Raw genomic sequence first — 15,990 nt, forward strand, 5'->3', positions numbered from 1 at the left:
GGGGTCCGTAGGGGTCGGTCAGGCGAGGGGGCGGCAGAGCAGGGCGTCGGGGGCGCCGCCGTGCTGCCACTTCCAGGTGTAGGCGACGCCGGCGAGGTACTCGTCGTCCCGGCACTGGCCCTTGTAGGCGCCGGGTGCCCAGTCGCTCGCGGTGGAGCCGCCGGTGGCGGGCCTGTTGTCTCCGTGGTCGAACCAGAGGAGCCGGTTCGTGGTGGGCAGCGGTGTGGCGGAGGGGGCGCAGAGCAGGGCGGCCATCGCGTTGCCGTTGACGCTGTAGCCGACGGCGAAGGTGTTCTTGGGGCATTCCAGCTTGTTGTAGCCGCCGGCCCAGTCGCCGCTCTTGACGTAGCGCTCGTCGACGACGGTGATCCACATGGTGTCGGCCTTGGCGCGTTCGCCGCCGGCGTCGGTGCACAGGCCTCGGTTGTTGCTGCGGGCGAGGGCGACGAGCCGCTGGCTGTCGGGGCAGTTGCCCTTGCGGTTGCCGACGCTCCAGTCCGCCTGCCGCCGCATGGTGGCGGAGAGGTTCTGGTCGGCGAAGTCCAGGTCGATCATGTTCCAGTGGTCCGTCCCGGCGACCGGGCCGGTCCTGCCGGTGGCGTTGGCGAGCTTGTTCCAGGCGGTGGCCCGCCAGTCGCCGGGGTCGAGGACGCTCTGGCGCGTGCCGTCGTCGTCGTAGGAGATCAGCGCCCAGTTGTCGTTGATCCTGCCGTTCGTGGTCCAGCCGATGAGCGGCCAGACGGCGAAGTCGGTGTCGTTGGCGACCAGGATGTCGGCGAAGCGGTTGAACCAGTCGATCTCCTTCTGGTCCGTCTGGCCGCGCCCGCCGGTGCCGAACTCGCTGATCCACACCGGAGCGGTGAAGTGCTGCCCGGACTCGGTGACGAAGAGGGCCTGGTCGTGCACGACCTTGATCAGGTCCTGGGGGCTGAGGTCCCGGTAGCGCGGGTCATTGGTCTCGCCGTTCTGCCAACCGCCGGTCGAGCCAGTGTGGTGGGGGCCGGTGAAGCCGTAGAAGTGGGCCGCGTAGACCAGCTTCCCCGAGTTGATCAGGGTGTTGGACAGGTTGCGGACCGGGGTGAGCGTCGGCCGGCCGTGGGGGAACATGCCCTGCGGGATCCCCTGCCAGTTGATGCCCTCCATGATGACGAGCATGTCCGGGTCGGCTTCGAGGATCTTGTTGCCGGCCAGCTGGTAGGCGTTGTACAGGTCGTGGTCGTTGCCCCAGCCCCAGTTGGGGTCGTCGTTCCAGTCCCGGCGGACCTCGTTGCGCAGGTCGGCCCCGGCGACGCGCTTGTTCGACTTGTAGCGGTTCACCATGAACAGCCAGTTGTCGATCCACTGCTGGGTGGTCTGGCTGGTGTTCCAGCGCTCGTTGCCGTCCAGGGAGCAGCACCAGCGGTAGGTGGTGGTGTGGTTGTTGAGGATGACGGCGAAGCCGTCGTCGGTGAGGGCCTTGACGACCGCGTCGTAGATCTCCAGGGGGGTCTTGTCCTCCAGCTGCGGGTTGGCCGCGACGGCGTGGTCCGGCACGATCGTCTTGTCGGCGATCATCGCGTCGGCGTACGGCAGCCGGATGCTGTTCAGGCCGAGGGCGTGGAAGTCCGCCAGGATCCGGCTGATCGGGGTGCGGTCCAGGCCGAGCGGGATGTTGTTCGACATCTGGTCGGCCTGGTGGTTGGCCGGGTCGCTCTGGCTGCCGCTGCCCTCCCAGGTGCCCTGGGCCCCCGACCAGTTGCCTGCCTTCAGCTTGAAGCGGTCGCCGTCGGCGTCGACGACGTACCGGCCCCGGGTGCTCAGCGGCCCTTGCCATGAGGCGGCGAGCTGCGGCCCGGTCAGCGCGACGGGGGCGCCGGTCACGGCGGTGTCTGCGACGGCGGTCGCCGTGCCGGGGAGCGCGCCGACGAGCAGGGCGCCCGTGGCGAGCGCGGTGGTCAGGGCCCGGGTGACGGTCTGCGCGAGGCCGCCGTCGGGCGTGCGTGATCTCATGGTGCTGTCCTCCGGGGTGTGGGGTGTGGCAGGAGGTACCGCGTTCCGGACCGGCGGTCCGGAGTCGTGGGGCCGCGGATTCACGTGGTTACGGGAAGAGCGCCTGGATGCTGACGACGGCGGCCGCGCGGGCCCATTCCTCCCAGGGGAGGGGCCGCAGGGTCAGCGGGCATTTCGCGGCGGCCTTGAAGCAGTGCGTGGTGTAGGCCTCGCGGATGTGCGTTCCGAAGAGGTCGTAGGTGTCGAGGCCTTCGCCGCTGACGACGACGCGTTCGGGCCCCAGGAGGCTGACGAGGCCGGCGATGCCGACGCCGATGGCGCGTCCGGCCCTGGCGAAGGCCTCGCGGGCGGCGGGGTCTCCGTCGCGGGCGAGGCGGATCGTGCCCTCGAAGTCGAGGTCCGCACGTCCGGTGGCCCGGCGTACGGTGCGGAGGATGGCGTCGCTGGAGGCGATCGACTCGACGCAGCCGATGGAGCCGCAGTGGCAGCGGGGGCCGGCGGGGTCGACGCTGATGTGGCCCATCTCGCCGGCCACACCGTAGGCCCCGTCGACCAGTCGGCCGTTGACCACGATGCCGGAGCCGATTCCGGCGCCGATGGTGACCAGCGCGAAGTCCTCGGTTCCGATGCCGTCGCCGAACCAGTGCTCGGCGACGGTCAGCGCCTTCACGTCGTTGTCGATGACGACGTTCAGGCCGGTCGTGGCGGCCAGGGTCCCGGCCAGCGGTACGTCGCGCCACCCCGGGAGCACCGAGTACCGCACGTGGCCGCGGGGCCGGTCCACATCGCCGGAGACCGCGATGCCCAGGTGCCGGGTACGGTCCCTGAACTGCGTTTCCATGGCAAGGAGTTCATCGACGAGCTCGGTGATCAGCGCGCACACGGCGGTCGGACCGCGGTCGTCCAGGGGGCGGCTCGCGTGGACCCGTGGCTGGGCCCGGAGGTCGCACACCGTGCCGTACAGGGTGTCGGCACTGATCTTCACTCCGACGAAGAACTCCCGGTCAGGGGTGACGGACAGCGGGTTCACCGGGCGTCCGGCCCCCGGAGCGGTGCGCTCCGGCGGGAGCTCGTGCAGGTAGCCGTCGTCGATCAGAGGTCGTGCGGCCTTGGTGACCGCGGTCGATGAGAGTCCGGTGCGTCGGGCCAGTTCGACCCGGCTGAGCGGACTCTCGGCCAACAGGAGGCTGAGGATGGCGGTTTCGGCCGGTGCAGTTACAAGCGGCCGTGCTTGTTTCGGCAACACGGCGGAAACGTACCGGCAAATAAATAAGTTCGTCCAGTATTGATTTTCGCGAATCCGCGGCCCTACTCTCGGGTAATTTCCGTTGCGTCCAGGGGAGTTGACGACCTCCGGTCTTCCGGCGGGTGGGGCGCCCGCGGTCAGCCGCGGAGGGCGTCGGCGGGCTGGGTGGTGGAGGCGCGGTGGGCGGGGTAGAGGCCGGCGAGGATGCCGGTGGCCAGGCCTATGAGGGGGGCGGTGGCGAGGATGAGGGGGTGGATGACGGGGGTCCAGTGCTTGAGGAGGGCGACGGTCAGCACGGCGAGGGTGCCGAGGGTGGTGCCGATGAGGCCGCCGAGGGTGCCGAGGGTGCCCGATTCGGCGAGGAACTGGGCGGTGATGTGGCGGCGCTGGGCGCCGAGGGCGCGACGGAGGCCGATCTCGCCGGTGCGTTCCAGGACGGCGACCAGGGTGGTGTTGGCGATGCCGACGGCGCCGATGACCAGGCAGACCGCGGCGAGGAGCAGGAAGAGCTGCCGGAGGTCGGAGGTCACGGAGGTCCGGAGGCCGCGCGGGTCGGGGGGCGGGAGTGCCTTGAGGTACTCCGGGTGGTCGGGGCGCAGGGCGGTGGGGGCTTCGTCGGCGACCTGGCGGGCCGCGCCGAGTTCGGTGGCGATGAGCATCCGGGCGCCTTGGGCGGGGCGGCCCCAGAGTTCGACGGCGGTGGTGTCGGGGACGAGTACGGAGAGGAGTACGTCCGGCTGGCGCTGGACGTCCTCGATGATGCCGGTGACGGTGAACGGCTGTCCGCCGATGAAGATCGCCGGCCGGGTCTCCAGTGTGGTGATGCCCAGGCGGGCGGCGATGCCCGTGCTGATCACGGTGACGCGCTGACGGGTGTCGCGGTGGAAGTCGTCGTACAGCCTGCCCTGGGAAAGCCGGGGCTCGGCGGCGCGCAGCGCGCCGGGGGCGGCGGCCACGACGTCGACTGCCTCTCCTCGGGTGTCGCCGACGGGGGCGGCGATCACGGTGAGTTCGCCGGTGCCCGGTCTTGAGGTCGCCGTCCACAGCACACCGGCGTGCCGGACTCCGTTGAGCCGCTCGACGCGGTCCGTGGCGTCGTCCGGGAAGGCCGCGTCGGCGAACTCGTTCTGCTCCCGCGCGATGTCCTCGACGGTCACCTCGGTCGCGGAGAGCGCGTCGAAGCGGGAGTCGATCTGCGAGGAGGCGGTGGCGGTGAGGCCGAGCACCGCGACGAAGGCGCCGACTCCCAGGACGGTGCCGAGCATGGTGAGCGCGGAGCGGGCGGGGCGTTGCAGCATCCCGGCCACGGCTTCGGCCAGCAGGTCCCGTGGCACGAACGCGGAGCGCCCGATGGACGGCGGGGGTGTGGAGGGCGTGGTCCGGGCGTCCTCGCGGTTCCGGGTCAGCATGCGGGTGTCTGCTCGCTCTCGCTCAGGATGCCGTCCCGGATGGTGACCGTGCGTCGGCCGCGGGCGGCCACGGTCGGGTCGTGCGTGATGAGGACGATGGTGATGCCCTCGGCGTTGAGGGTTTCGAGGAGCCGGAGCACCGCTTCGGCGTTCCCGGTGTCGAGGTTTCCCGTCGGTTCGTCGCACAGCAGCAACGAGGGCCGGGCGACGAGGGCCCGTGCGATGGCCACGCGCTGGCGTTCGCCGCCGGACAGCCGGGTGGGCAGCGCCTCGGTCCGGTGGCCGAGGCCGACGCGGGCCAGGGCCTCGCGGGCCCGTCGGGGGCGCTCGCGGCGCGGGGCGCCGCTGTAGACCATGGCGAGTTCGACGTTCTCGCGGGCGCTGCGGTGCGGTAGCAGGTGGAAGGCCTGGAAGACGAAGCCGATGCGGCGGCCGCGCAGCGCCGTGCGCTCGACGTCCTTGAGCCGGCCGGTGTCGATGCCGTCGAGGAGGAAGCTGCCCGTCGTGGGGGTGTCGAGGAGTCCGGCGATGTTCAGGAAGGTGGACTTGCCCGATCCGGAGGGGCCGACGACGGTGATGAACTCGCCCTGGCGGACCGTGAGATCGCTGGGTCGGAAGGCTTCCACGGGCGGCGGTCCCGGATAGGTGAGGCCGACCTGCCGGAACTCGATGACGGGTGGTTCGTACGGGGGCGGGGCCGGGGTCATCCGATGCCTTCCCGCTCGGTGGCGCCGGCCCGGACGCCGGTCACCACGCGGTCGCCCTCGCCGAGGGCGCCGCCGTCCAGAGGGATGACCTCGACATGGCCGTCTCCGGTGGTGCCGGGCTTCACCCGGACCCGGCGCTGCCTGCCGTCCTCCTCCAGTACGGTCACCGCGGTGGAGCCGTCGGCGCCGGCCGACACCGCCGTGACGGGTACGACGAGGACCTTGCCGCCGGTCGTGGCGGCCTGGACGGTCAGCCGGACGTTCTGTCCGGTCCACGAGGCTTCGAGCGGCCGGCCGGGCGTCAGGGTCATCAGGTAGCCGTCCCCGTCGGCCTGCCCGCCGGCCGGCGCTCCGTCCTGCGCGTCGCCCGCGGGGCGCGGCGTGGTGCGGGTGGTGGCGACGGACCGTACGGAGGCCGGGGCGGTGGCGCCGTCGACCTCGGAGAGGATCTCCGCCTTCTGTCCGGGCCTGATCAGGCCCTTCTGGTGGTCGGGCAGATAGCCGTGCACCACCAGGGGACCCGCGGCGACGGTCATCACCGCTCCCTGCGCCTTCGCGCCGAGCCGCACGGGGAGGTCCTGCACCCGTGCCGGGAAGCTCTCCAGGAACGCGACCTCTCCCGACGGGACCATGGGGCCCGAGGCCGCCCGCGCGGCGACGAGGGTCTCGCGTGCGGTGGCCAGGTCCTCGCGCGCGCGGACGACCGCTTTACGCAGGGCTTCCGTGTCGCGGCCGCCGTGTTCCGTGTCTCCGGCCGCTTCGCCCCTGGACGTACCGGCCGTCGAGCCCGAGGTCTCTCCCGCGGACGTCCCCGCGGTCGAGCCGGTACCGGCCTCGGCGGTCGAGCCGGTACCGGCCTCGGCGGTCGAGCCGGTACCGGCCTCGGCGGTCGAGCCGGTGCCGGCCTCGGCCGTCGCGAGCGCGTCCTCGGCGTCGTCCAGGGCTCGTTCGGCGGAGGTCACCTGGGCTTCGGCGGAGGTGACGGTGGCCGGGCCGTCGGTGCCGCCGACCGGGACGGGTTCGTAGCCGAGGGACTCGTACAGTGCGGTGACCGCGGTCTTCGTGCCCTCGCCGAAGCGGCCCCGGTTGTCGGGGGACGTGGAGTGGCCGAGGCGCTGGAGCGCGTCCTGGAGGCGGCCGACGTCGCTGCCCTGGGCGCCGGGCTTGAGGTCGCGGTAGAGCGGAACGGTGCCCTGGAGCGCGATCACCGGACGGCCGGAGATCTCGACGAGCAGCACGCCCGCGCGTACCTGGTCTCCGGCCTTGAGCGGCAGTTTGGAGACCGTGGGACTGCCACCTTCGGCGACGCCGCCGGGGGCGATCTCCACGCTCTGGCCGGCGACGACGGTGCCGCGGATGATCACGGAGGAGGACAGCGCCCGGTACTCGACCGGGGCGGTGATCACGGAGGGTGCGGGGGGCCGGGAGTCCGCCGCCGCCTGGGCGGGTGACTTGACGAGGAGGGAGGCCCCGAAGCCCGCTCCGGTGAGCGCGACGGCGCCGGCCGCGATGAGGGCGAGCCAGCGGCGCCTGGTCCGTACGCCGTCGCCCCCGTGGCCGTCGACCGTGTCGGCCGCGTCGGTGGAGTGCTGTTCGTCGTTCCGCATCAGTTCGCCAATGCCTCGTTGGCCGACTTGACGACCGCGCCCTGGTCCTTCTTGATCTCGGCGAATCCGGCGGCGTTCCGCTCGATGTAGTCGCTCTGGATCCGTGTTTCGAGGCGGAGCAGTACGGTGGCGAGTTTCGCGTCCCGCTTGCACCGGACGTCGGCCTTGGCCACGGCCTTCTCCTCCGGTGAAGCGGAGTCTCCCTTGAGCGTGTACTTCTCGGCGGGCTGCGTGAAGGCGGTGTGCTGATATCCGGCCTTCTTCATGCAGGACACCCAGGCGTCCTGCGCCTTGACGAACTCCGGCATCTTCAGGGCCTGGCCGTAGGAGGAGAAGTCGATGCTGAGAAGTCCTATCTTGCCCTTGGTCGGGTCCTGCACCTTGTCGAGCCCCAGCTTGCGGGCGGCCTCGCCCAGGCAGCCGCCCTCGGGGATGTCCTTGCCCCGGTAGTTCCGGCCGGAGCCGGCTTTGCCTCCCTTGGCGCCCTTGCCGCCGTAGACCAGGGCGGCCTCGGGCGGGAGGTCGGCCGCGCGGGACGTGGTCCCTTCGGCGTGCCCGTCGTCGCCGGGCAACGGGACCATGTGATAGCCGTGTTCGGCGGCGACCTTCTCGCTCACCACGCTGTACCGACGGCTCACGACCTGGGCGGGCTCGGCCTTGGTGACCGGCCAGTCGAACCCGAACCGCTTCATGCAGTCGGATGCCAGGGTGGAGTGCGCGGTGTCCACCAGCGCCTGCTGCTCGGGCGTGAAGGCGTACGCGGACACGGGAAGGACGATGTCGGCCTCCGTGACGACCTCCCGGGGAGCGGAACCGGCTCCGCCGGCGACGGTGCCTTCGGGGGCGCCCTCCGCGCATCCCGTGAGCAGCAGCGTGCCGACCCCGGCGGCGATGACAAGACGTGTGAAACGCAAGGGGATCCCCTGGATAGAGTGGATGTGCTGTGGTGGGGCGGAATTGGCCTCCGCCCCACCACGGTCTTGGGCCGGAGATCAGAAGTTGTAGACGGTCCCCGAGCAGTTGTTGCCGAAGAGGTGCGAATTCATCACGTCATTGGCGGTCTTGCCGTTGCTGAGGGTGATGTAGGCGAAGTTGGACACGTAGCCGTAGGCCGCGATCTTGAAGCACGGGCCGGTGTGGAAGGAGTTGTAGTAGACCGAAATCCTGGTGTCCTGGTCCATGTTGTCCATGGAGCTGACGTTGAACAGGTAGTTGTCACCGGCGTAGAGCGGGATGTCGGGGGTGCCGGGGTAGTAGATGATTCCCCAGTTGTGGCGGGAGTTGTAGTCGTCCCGGACGTACCCCTGGAAGTCGGCGTCCGAGTAGAGACAGGCGTTGTCCTTCGTGCAGTCGTACGCCTGCGCGGGCGCGGCGAGCGTGACGCCCGCGGTGAACAGGGATGCCACGGCGAGGAGCATCGCCGATATGCGTCGCATCATGATTCTTCTTTCCTGGATCAGAAGTTGTAGACGGTGCCCGAGCAGTTGTTGCCGAACAGGTGTGAATTCATCACGTCGTTGGCGGTCTTGCCGTTGCTCAGGTTGATGTAGGCGAAGTTGGACACGTAGCCGTAGGCCGCGATCTTGAAGCAGGGGCCCACCCACTGGGAGTGGTAATAGACCGAGATCCTGGTGTCCTGGTCCATGTTGTCCATGGAGCTGACGTTGTGCGGGTAGTTCTCGCTCCAGTAGAGCGTCATGTTGACGGCGTCGTCGTAGGTGAGGTCCCACGAGGACCGGGAGTAGTAGTCGTCCCGTACGAACCCCTTGAAGTCCGCGTCCGAATAGAAGCAGGCGTGGTCCGGGGTGCAGTCGTAGGCCTGCGCGGGCGCGGCCGTGGTGACCCCCGCGCCGAACAGGGTCGCCGCGGCGATGAGCATCGCCGATACGCGTCGTCGCATCATGGTTTCTTTTCCTCGTTTCGATTCATGCCGGGGTGCCGGCCGAACAGCGGGGAGGGGGCGAAGTGCCGGGTCAGGAGTAGACCGTCGTCCAGTCGCCGCTCTGCTCGGTGGGGACCCAGACGATCGTGTCGTCGTAGTACGTGGCGAAGGAGCAGGAGCTGCCCCGGTAGAAGGTGACCCTGACCTCGCCCTTCCACCACCAGCCGCTGATCCAGGTGTCCTTGGTGGGCGTGCTGAAGCAGCCCGTCACCGACTGGCCGTTCTGGTTGTAGCCCTCGACGCGGATCGAGTAGACGACGGTGCTGGTGTCGTGGAAGCGGAGCTGCTGGCCGTTCGATCCCGCGAACGACTGGCCGGCGGAGCCCAGTACCCCGGCGAGCGCCAGGGCGGTGGCCCCGACAGTGGTCGCGATCTTCTTGCGTACGTTCATGGTTTCCCTCGTGCGATGGACCTCGGACGCCTCCTCTTGGGGAGGCGACGGGCAGGGAGACGCGGACGTCACAGATCGAGGCCACTGTCGGTGGCAAGTCAGGTGTCGGGCCGGGTTGTTGTCCCCATGGCTCCGGTCACGCTGTGGCGCAGTCTCCAGCGGAGAATGTAGGCGCGAGCGGCTCGCGATGGTGTGCTTCGCGTGCCGGGTTTCTGTCCTTTGCGTGCCGCGGGTCCGCCGGCGAGGACGCCCGGTGTTCTGTCGGGGTCATCCCGTAGACCTCGCGGAACGCCCGGCTGAACCCGGTCGCGCTCGAGAATCCCCACCGTGTCGCTATCGCCTGGACGGACAGGCCGTTCAGTTCCTCGCGTGCCAGGTCGGCGTGGGCACGCTGGAGGCGGCTGTGGCGGATGTGTGCCGCGACGGTCAGGGGCTGGTCGTCGAACAGGCGGTAGAGGCCCCGCACCGACATGTTGTGCCGCTCGGCGATCACCTCGGGAGTCAGGCCCGGGTCACCGAGATTGCTCTCGATGAAGCGGTGGACGCGCTGGAGGGTCTCCTGCGCCCGCGCCTCGGCGGGCGCCTCACCGGGCTCACCGAGCTGCCGTGCGAGAAACGCCGTGGCCAGGTCGAGCGCGACCGACCCCGCCGTACGCAGCTCCTCCGGGTCGCATTGCGGCCCTCGGACGAGCAGGGTCTTCAGGAAGTCGGCGAGGATCGCCCCCGACCCCACATCCGCCGCCAGGCGCCGTGCCAGCAGGCGGTCCACCCGGTCGGGGCTCAACCCCAGTGCCTGACGGGGAATTTGCAGCGCCACCGACTCGATGGGTCTCTCCCCGCACACCCCCTCGCTCGGTCTTGACGTGTCCGTGAGGACGAGTCTCCCCGCGACCACCGCTTCGTTGCCGTGCTGGGAGATCCGTACCTCGCCCTGATTGATGAACGCCAGCTGCAGGCGCTCCGGATCACCCCGCCGGACGTGCGTGTGCGTGCGGCGCGACACCACCGGCGAGCAGATCACGGCGGACAGCCTCACCACGCCGAGATCCAGTTCCGTCATGCTCGCCCGGAAGTCGGCCGCGTGCCGTGCGCCGAGCGTGCTGAGCGTGACGGGCATGACCGTGCTCGACACCGTCTCGCAGAACCAGTCGAACCCGTCCTCCCCCTTCGCCACGGCAGCCGTCGAAGGCAGCAAACCCACGTGTTCCCCTTACACTTCGGCGCGCCCGCTCACCAGCCTCTCACCTCCTGCGACGATTCCGCACGTCCGGGCGGCCGACGACGGGTCAGGCCTCGGGGAAGGCGGGCGGGACGCCCAGCGTCGGGGCGATGGCGGACCAGATCGTCGCCTGGGCGGTGGACAGGTCGACCTGGGGGTCGGCGAGCATCAGGCGGATGCCGAGGCCGTCGCAGAGCGCGAGGACGAGCGTGCTCGTCGCGGCGATGTCGCAGGGGGTGAACTCGCCGGATGTGACGCCCCGTTCGAGCGCGCCGCCGACCCAGGTGTGGAGCTGGTCGTACAGGTCGGCGGCGAGGCGGCGGGCCGCGTCGTCGCGCTGGGCGCGGACCCACAGTTCCTGCCAGAGCTTCCAGTCCTGGCGCAGTTCCTCGTCCGTGGGCAGCATGGTGCGGACGATGCGGGCGAGGAGGACGGAGGCCGGCACGTCGGCGTCGCCGCCGTCGAGGTCCGTGCCGGTCTGGGCGAAGGAGTGGGTCATCGCCTCGGCGAAGATCGGATCTTCATCGCCGCCCATCCTCCCCCGCCGGGCGCTCCGGGTACGGGTGGAAGCCCCGGCCTGTCTTGCGGCCGAGCAGCCTCGCTTCCACCATCCGGGCCAGCAGGGGCGGCGGGGCGTACAGCGGCTCGCCGTACTCGGCCTACATCGAGCGGGCGATGGCCTCCACCGTGTCGATGCCGATGAGGTCGGCGAGGGCGAGCGGGCCGAGGGGGTGGGCGCAGCCCAGGGTCATGGCCCGGTCGATGTCCGCGGCCGACGCCGTGCCGGACTCGGCCATCCGTACGGCCGCGAGGAGGTAGGGCGCGAGCAGGGCGTTGACTACGAAGCCCGCCCGGTCCCGGGCGTGTACGACCTCCTTCCCGAGGACCTCGGTGGCGAACGTCTCCGCGCGGCGGACGGTGTCCTCGCCGGTGAGCAGCGAGGGAACCAGCTCCACCAGCGGCCGCCGGGGCACGGGGTTGAAGAAGTGCAGGCCGATGACCTGGGCGGGCCGTGAGGTCGCGGCCACGCGCCTGATGACGGGCAGGGAGGGGGTGTTGGTGGCCAGGACCGCGTCCCGGCGTTCCACGACGGCGTCGAGCCGGGCGAAGACCTCGGTCTTCGCCCGCTCGTCCTCGGCCACGGCCTCGACGACCAGATCGCGGTCGACGAGCCGTGCCATGTCGGTGGTCACCGTGATCCGGCCGGCCGCGGTCCGGTGCTCGGCCGCGGTGAGCAGGCCGGCCGCCGCGGCCGCTTCGGCCTCGCCGCGAGCGTCTGGACCACGGACCACGACCGCGCCATGCGAGCGACCAGAGCCCTGCACACCGGAATCGTGTGGGTGAACACCCACGGCACCACCGTCTCCGAAATGCCCCACGGCGGCGCCAAGCACTCCGGCTACGGCAGCGACCTATCCCTCTCCGGCCTCCTCGACTACACCCGGCCCAAACACGTGATGCTCTGAGCCGGGCTCCCCCTTACGCGCCGCCTTCCGGCGGCTGTTCCTCGCTCCACCCCTCGCGGTACTCGATGTGGATCTCGCGGGCGTCGTCCCCGAGGATCCCGTCGTTCCCGTGCAGCCGCGTGCAGTAGTGCCCGTCGTCAGGGTGCGCGGCGACGTGGACCGGAGCCTTGTCGGCGATGTCGAGGAAGTTCCGCGCCGTCTCCCGGAAGACCTTGGCGCTGCCGGTCATGAACAGGGTCTCGGCGTGCAGGGCCTGGTGGAACAGGTCGCGGTTCTCGCAGTAGTGGCGGGCCGCGTAGTCGGCTTCGGTCATCGTGTCCTCGTCCCGCTCCGCCTCGGGAAGGCTGACGGTCCGCGGGCGGCCGGGGCCGAGGCGGGCCCGCACCTCCTTCCAGCGGGAGGGCGCGAACTGGAGCGAGTGGTGCAGGAGCACGAGGTCCAGCGGTACGCCCGGGTCGTCCTGCCCGTCCCGGGCCGCCACGTGCTGGGCGCGCAGGGGCAGGTGGATCAGCGAACGCGGGGAGCGTGCCGCGAGCAGCCACAGCCCGGCGACGGTCCGGGCGGCTGCACGGTCGAGGCGGACGTCCAGGTAGTGGTCCCGGTCGACGAGTACGGCACGGGTCAGCGGCCTGGCGGGCCGGACGACTCTGAAGTCGTCGGGCCCCAGACGCGCCTGATGTACGACGACGGGTATCTTCACGTCCGCTCCGTGGTGCGTGAGGTGTGCGTTGCGGCGCGGCACGGACGCCGCGCTCCGGGTCGGCGTTCGCCGCGGGGCGCGTGCGGCCGGGATCGTCAGGGTAGTCGGCGAGGCGGATGCGTGCCTCGGCTCGGGCGGGGGGTGTCCGAGGGCGTTGATAGCGTGCCGCTGACCGGCCGGTTCGATCATGGAGGGACGGCAGTCGTGAGGGAAGTGGCACATCACGGAGTCGGCGAGGAGCGCGTCGCGCTCGCGCTGGAGGACATCAAGGGGAGGGCTTTCGGGCGCTGGCACACCATGCGTTACGGGTACTTCCGGCTCGACAGTCTGCGGGAGATGAGCGATGAGCTCCTCGACCACGTCGCCGCGCGCGGACTGAGCGCGCCGGAGCTCGACGAGGAGGCGCGGGTCGCGCTGTCGACCGCGGCGGAGTGCGCGCTGGGGGTGCTCAGCCTGGGCTGCTTTCCCGAGGGCGACCAGGAGATCCGGTTCCCGCTGGTCCGCGAGGAGTTGACGACAGAGGAGCTGTCCTTCCGGGACGTCGTCGACGAGGCGGCGACGGCGCGGACGTGGCTGGACGCCTTCGCGGCGGTCGTGGTGAGTGGTCTGGTGTGGGAGTGGCGGCGGGTCATCGGACTGCTGCTGAGGGACGACTACGCGCCCGCGGTCCGGGACGGCGTGCCGTATTCGAAGCTGACGTCGGTGTCGACGGAGGCGGATCTGGCGGCCATGGAGGCCCTGAGCGGCTATCTGACGGAGGAGGGCGGGCATCATCCCCGGGGCTGGCCGGTCGTGACCCTGTGCAAGCCCGGCGTGGAGGAGCGGGCCGAGGCCGCCCGGCGTCTGGACGCGGCCGGCGCGCCGACGCCGGACCAGCGGCTGCTGCGCGTCCTGCTCGACGACGACCAGGCGGCTTTCGAGGAGGCCCTCGTGAACCGGCTCGTGGCACACCGCGAGAGCATGGACGCGGACCCGGCCCCTCGGACGCTGCTGCCCATGGACACCCTCGCCCTGGCGGCCCTGGCCGTCCAGGTGCACGGATGGGACCTGCGGGTACGGTCCGGCTATCTGCCCCAGGGCCTCCTGGGGCGGACCGACGCGCTCCGCAGGGCGGCTGACGGCGAGCAGAACAAGCTCGGCCTGTGGCAGGCCGGGTAGTGGGACGGCACACGCCCCGCTCGGCGTCCCGCTACAGCCCGTGGCGGGCGAAGAAGCTCCCCACCCCTCGCCGTACTTCGGCGAGGGTCGCCTTCGCGTCGCCGGTGCCGACGAGCGCCGCGCGGGTGTCCGCCGCGACGAGGCCGGCGGCCTGGAGGCGCGGGAGCAGGGAGCCGTAGTCGGTGAAGGCCCAGTGGTTCGCGTCGGCGAGGAGGGCGCGGCGGGCGGGCAGGCCGGCCCAGGAGGAGTCGATGCGGGCGGCGCCCTCGAATCCGTCGGTGCGGAACAGCAGGAGGGGCTGCTCGGGGGTGGCCGGCATCGGGTGGAGGTCGAGATAGCCCTCCAGGTTCGCGACGGCACCGATCCGGCGGTCTCCGTGGGCCGCGTACACGACCGCCGTGCCGCCCGCGGAGTGCCCGTAGAGCCCGACCCGGTCGAGGTCCGTCACCGGGGCGAGCGGCAGGTCGCCGAGCCGGTCGAGGACGAACCGGAGGTCGTCGATCCGGGTGTCGACCATCGTGCGGAAGGTCGCCGGGTCCGGGGGCCCGAAGAGGACGGTCGTCCGGAGCCCGGTCGGCAGCTCGACCTGGGAGGCGTCGCCGGGGTGGTCGACGAGGACGACCACGCGGCCGTGGCTCGCCAGGTCCTCGGCGAGGGTCGTCCCGAGGGTGCGGGAGTCGCCGCCGCCCGGTGAGTACACGAGGACCGGGCGCCGCCCGGGCAGCGGCGGCGCGCCCGCGTACCCGTGGGTGAGGACCGCGCCCCAGTCCACCGTTCCCGGCGTCGGCAGCCCGGGCGTGCGGGCCGGCGCGTACGCGGCGAAGACCTCGGCCTCGGCCGGGGTGAGCTGCGGGGCGCGGGTGAGGCCGCGTACGGATCGCGCCGGGTAGAGCACGGTGAGCATCACCTCGCGTGCGCCGCCCACCCAGGGGTCGGTGCGGGCGGGATCCGTGAGGTGGACCGTCCGCAGGCCCACGGGGTGCGGGCCGGAGGGCCCCGGCAGCCGCGGGGTGACGGCGCCGGAGGAGGCGGACGCGACCGTGGGAAGCAGGGCGGCGGCGCTCCCGAATAGGGTGCCTTTCAGAAGAGTGCGTCGAGAAGTCATGCGGACATCCTCGGGACGGGACCGGGGCGACGCGAAGGTTCAGGCCCTGGCCGAAAGGCCGGACACGGACGGGGAGCTGTGCGCGTGCTGCGGATCCACTTCACCACGGAGGACTTCGCCCGCATCCGGTTCGCCTCCCGCCCCGCGCCGCTCCAGGAGTTGCACGCCGCGCTGACGACGGCCGTGACCCCCGGTGGCGGGCCGCTGTTCACGCCGTGGCGCGGCCGTGTCCTGCGCTCCCTCCCGGCCGCGACCGACCCGCTCGCCGACCTGGTCCCCGCGGGCCGGCCGCCCGTGTTCCTCGACGTCCTCGGCGACACCATGGCCGACGCCTTCGACCGGATCCGCGCCACCGGCCCCGGGCTCGTCCGGTCCGAGCTCGAACGGGTCTACGGCGGCCTGCCCGCCCCCGGCTGGATCCAGGGGCTGTACGCGGGTGACGAGACGGCCTGGCACACGGTGAGGCGCGCCCAGCGGGCCGCGTACGAGACGGTCCTCGCCCCGGTCTGGTCCGTCGTGCAGGATCTGCACCGCGAGGAGTTCACCCGCTACGCCCTGACGGTCGCCGAGCACGGTGTGGCCGCCGCCCTGACCGCTCTGGCCCCGGGAAGCCGGGTCCACGCGCGCGCGTGGGAGTGGCCCGGCGCGGCGCCGGCCCGTGACGTCCGGCTCGACGGGCGCGGCCTGGTTCTGCTGCCCACCTTCCATCACCCCGCGGGCCCGCTGCTCCAGGACACCCCGGGCCTTCAGGCGGTCCTGACGTACCCGGCCGGCAGCGGGGTCCCGCCCACCGCCGAGGGCCCGGTCGGCTCCACCGAGGCCCTGGCCGCCGTCCTGGGCCGCACACGGCTCGACGCCCTGCTCCTCCTCGCCGACCCGCACACCACGACGTCCCTGGCCCGCGCCCTCCGCGTCAGCAACGCGACCGCCTCGTCCCACGCGGCCGCGCTCAGGTCGGCGGGCATGACGACGACGACCCGCACGGGCCGCTCGGTCACCCATCGGCGTACGGCCCTGGGGACGCTGGTCGCCGGCGCCTGGGTCCGGTAGG

General features: G+C 71.6%; 16 protein-coding genes and 1 pseudogene. 3 read left to right on the forward strand and 14 right to left on the reverse strand.

The genetic code is table 11. The annotated features are described in order from the left end of the window. Nucleotides 1–18: 18 nt before the first annotated feature. The 12 genes and pseudogenes from ACZ7G1_RS17080 to ACZ7G1_RS17135 form a co-directional block, all read right to left on the reverse strand. Nucleotides 19–1,989 (reverse strand): glycoside hydrolase family 5 protein, encoded by a 1,971-nt coding sequence (locus tag ACZ7G1_RS17080; RefSeq protein ID WP_470877205.1) that lies wholly within the window; start codon nt 1,987–1,989, stop codon nt 19–21. An 88-nt stretch (nt 1,990–2,077) separates the two neighbouring features. Next, nucleotides 2,078–3,235: an ROK family protein gene (locus ACZ7G1_RS17085; RefSeq protein WP_470877204.1), complete on the reverse strand. Its 1,158-nt coding sequence runs from the start codon at nt 3,233–3,235 to the stop codon at nt 2,078–2,080. 137 nt (nt 3,236–3,372) lie between these two features. Beyond that, a complete protein-coding gene (locus tag ACZ7G1_RS17090) occupies nt 3,373–4,644 on the reverse strand; it encodes an ABC transporter permease (protein ID WP_470877203.1) in 1,272 nt (423 codons plus the stop codon). Beyond that, nucleotides 4,638–5,351: an ABC transporter ATP-binding protein gene (locus ACZ7G1_RS17095; protein ID WP_470877202.1), complete on the reverse strand. Its 714-nt coding sequence runs from the start codon at nt 5,349–5,351 to the stop codon at nt 4,638–4,640. Before ACZ7G1_RS17095 ends, ACZ7G1_RS17090 begins: the two co-directional genes overlap by 7 nt. Beyond that, nucleotides 5,348–6,958, reverse strand: a complete 1,611-nt coding sequence (locus ACZ7G1_RS17100; protein WP_470877201.1) for a hypothetical protein — start codon at nt 6,956–6,958, stop codon at nt 5,348–5,350. The genes ACZ7G1_RS17095 and ACZ7G1_RS17100 overlap by 4 nt, the downstream gene beginning before the upstream one ends. Beyond that, complete coding sequence (locus ACZ7G1_RS17105) at nt 6,958–7,872, reverse strand: hypothetical protein (protein WP_470877200.1); 915 nt, start codon at nt 7,870–7,872, stop codon at nt 6,958–6,960. The genes ACZ7G1_RS17100 and ACZ7G1_RS17105 overlap by 1 nt, the downstream gene beginning before the upstream one ends. Before the next feature lie 78 nt (nt 7,873–7,950). Beyond that, on the reverse strand, nt 7,951–8,397 hold the full coding sequence (locus ACZ7G1_RS17110; RefSeq protein ID WP_470877199.1) for a hypothetical protein: 447 nt from the start codon (nt 8,395–8,397) through the stop codon (nt 7,951–7,953). 17 nt (nt 8,398–8,414) lie between these two features. Beyond that, a complete protein-coding gene (locus ACZ7G1_RS17115; protein WP_470877198.1) occupies nt 8,415–8,861 on the reverse strand; it encodes a hypothetical protein in 447 nt (148 codons plus the stop codon). Nucleotides 8,862–8,931: 70 nt separating this feature from the next. Continuing rightward, nucleotides 8,932–9,291: a hypothetical protein gene (locus ACZ7G1_RS17120; protein ID WP_470877197.1), complete on the reverse strand. Its 360-nt coding sequence runs from the start codon at nt 9,289–9,291 to the stop codon at nt 8,932–8,934. A 136-nt stretch (nt 9,292–9,427) separates the two neighbouring features. Then, on the reverse strand, nt 9,428–10,492 hold the full coding sequence (locus ACZ7G1_RS17125) for an AraC-like ligand-binding domain-containing protein (protein ID WP_470877196.1): 1,065 nt from the start codon (nt 10,490–10,492) through the stop codon (nt 9,428–9,430). An 85-nt stretch (nt 10,493–10,577) separates the two neighbouring features. Then, complete coding sequence (locus tag ACZ7G1_RS17130; RefSeq protein WP_470877195.1) at nt 10,578–11,045, reverse strand: TetR family transcriptional regulator C-terminal domain-containing protein; 468 nt, start codon at nt 11,043–11,045, stop codon at nt 10,578–10,580. Next, nucleotides 11,032–11,862 (reverse strand): annotated as a pseudogene (locus ACZ7G1_RS17135) (3-hydroxybutyryl-CoA dehydrogenase). The gene ACZ7G1_RS17130 and the pseudogene ACZ7G1_RS17135 overlap by 14 nt, the downstream one beginning before the upstream one ends. Here ACZ7G1_RS17135 and ACZ7G1_RS17140 point away from each other — a divergent pair. After that, nucleotides 11,812–11,976 carry an aldehyde dehydrogenase family protein gene (locus tag ACZ7G1_RS17140; RefSeq protein ID WP_470877194.1) on the forward strand — a complete coding sequence of 55 codons (165 nt, stop codon included), beginning with the start codon at nt 11,812–11,814 and terminating at the stop codon, nt 11,974–11,976. The pseudogene ACZ7G1_RS17135 and the gene ACZ7G1_RS17140 overlap by 51 nt on opposite strands. Before the next feature lie 13 nt (nt 11,977–11,989). Here ACZ7G1_RS17140 and ACZ7G1_RS17145 read toward each other — a convergent pair whose 3' ends face one another. Further along, a complete protein-coding gene (locus ACZ7G1_RS17145; RefSeq protein WP_470877193.1) occupies nt 11,990–12,676 on the reverse strand; it encodes a hypothetical protein in 687 nt (228 codons plus the stop codon). 204 nt (nt 12,677–12,880) lie between these two features. Here ACZ7G1_RS17145 and ACZ7G1_RS17150 point away from each other — a divergent pair, with 204 nt between their 5' ends. Next, entirely contained in the window at nt 12,881–13,834 is a 954-nt protein-coding gene (locus tag ACZ7G1_RS17150) for an immunity 49 family protein (RefSeq protein WP_470877192.1), read from the forward strand. A gap of 31 nt (nt 13,835–13,865) precedes the next feature. Here ACZ7G1_RS17150 and ACZ7G1_RS17155 read toward each other — a convergent pair whose 3' ends face one another. Continuing rightward, nucleotides 13,866–14,759 carry an alpha/beta hydrolase family protein gene (locus tag ACZ7G1_RS17155; RefSeq protein WP_471204161.1) on the reverse strand — a complete coding sequence of 298 codons (894 nt, stop codon included), beginning with the start codon at nt 14,757–14,759 and terminating at the stop codon, nt 13,866–13,868. A gap of 264 nt (nt 14,760–15,023) precedes the next feature. On the opposite strand from ACZ7G1_RS17155, the gene ACZ7G1_RS17160 reads away from it, so the two are divergent. Then, nucleotides 15,024–15,989, forward strand: coding sequence for an ArsR family transcriptional regulator (locus tag ACZ7G1_RS17160; protein WP_470877190.1), 966 nt, complete (start codon nt 15,024–15,026; stop codon nt 15,987–15,989). Nucleotide 15,990: the final 1 nt, after the last annotated feature.

The sequence above is a fragment of the Streptomyces sp. NPDC037273 genome, assembly GCF_055603625.1.

Bases quoted from the DNA above. Each gene is read 5' to 3' on its own strand.
- ACZ7G1_RS17080 (WP_470877205.1), bottom strand. From the start codon at position 1,989: ATGAGATCACGCACGCCCGACGGCGGCCTCGCGCAGACCGTCACCCGG.
- ACZ7G1_RS17090 (WP_470877203.1), bottom strand. From the start codon at position 4,644: ATGCTGACCCGGAACCGCGAGGACGCCCGGACCACGCCCTCCACACCC.
- ACZ7G1_RS17095 (WP_470877202.1), bottom strand. From the start codon at position 5,351: ATGACCCCGGCCCCGCCCCCGTACGAACCACCCGTCATCGAGTTCCGG.
- ACZ7G1_RS17100 (WP_470877201.1), bottom strand. From the start codon at position 6,958: ATGCGGAACGACGAACAGCACTCCACCGACGCGGCCGACACGGTCGAC.
- ACZ7G1_RS17110 (WP_470877199.1), bottom strand. From the start codon at position 8,397: ATGATGCGACGCATATCGGCGATGCTCCTCGCCGTGGCATCCCTGTTC.
- ACZ7G1_RS17115 (WP_470877198.1), bottom strand. From the start codon at position 8,861: ATGATGCGACGACGCGTATCGGCGATGCTCATCGCCGCGGCGACCCTG.
- ACZ7G1_RS17120 (WP_470877197.1), bottom strand. From the start codon at position 9,291: ATGAACGTACGCAAGAAGATCGCGACCACTGTCGGGGCCACCGCCCTG.
- ACZ7G1_RS17130 (WP_470877195.1), bottom strand. From the start codon at position 11,045: ATGGGCGGCGATGAAGATCCGATCTTCGCCGAGGCGATGACCCACTCC.
- ACZ7G1_RS17140 (WP_470877194.1), top strand. From the start codon at position 11,812: ATGCGAGCGACCAGAGCCCTGCACACCGGAATCGTGTGGGTGAACACC.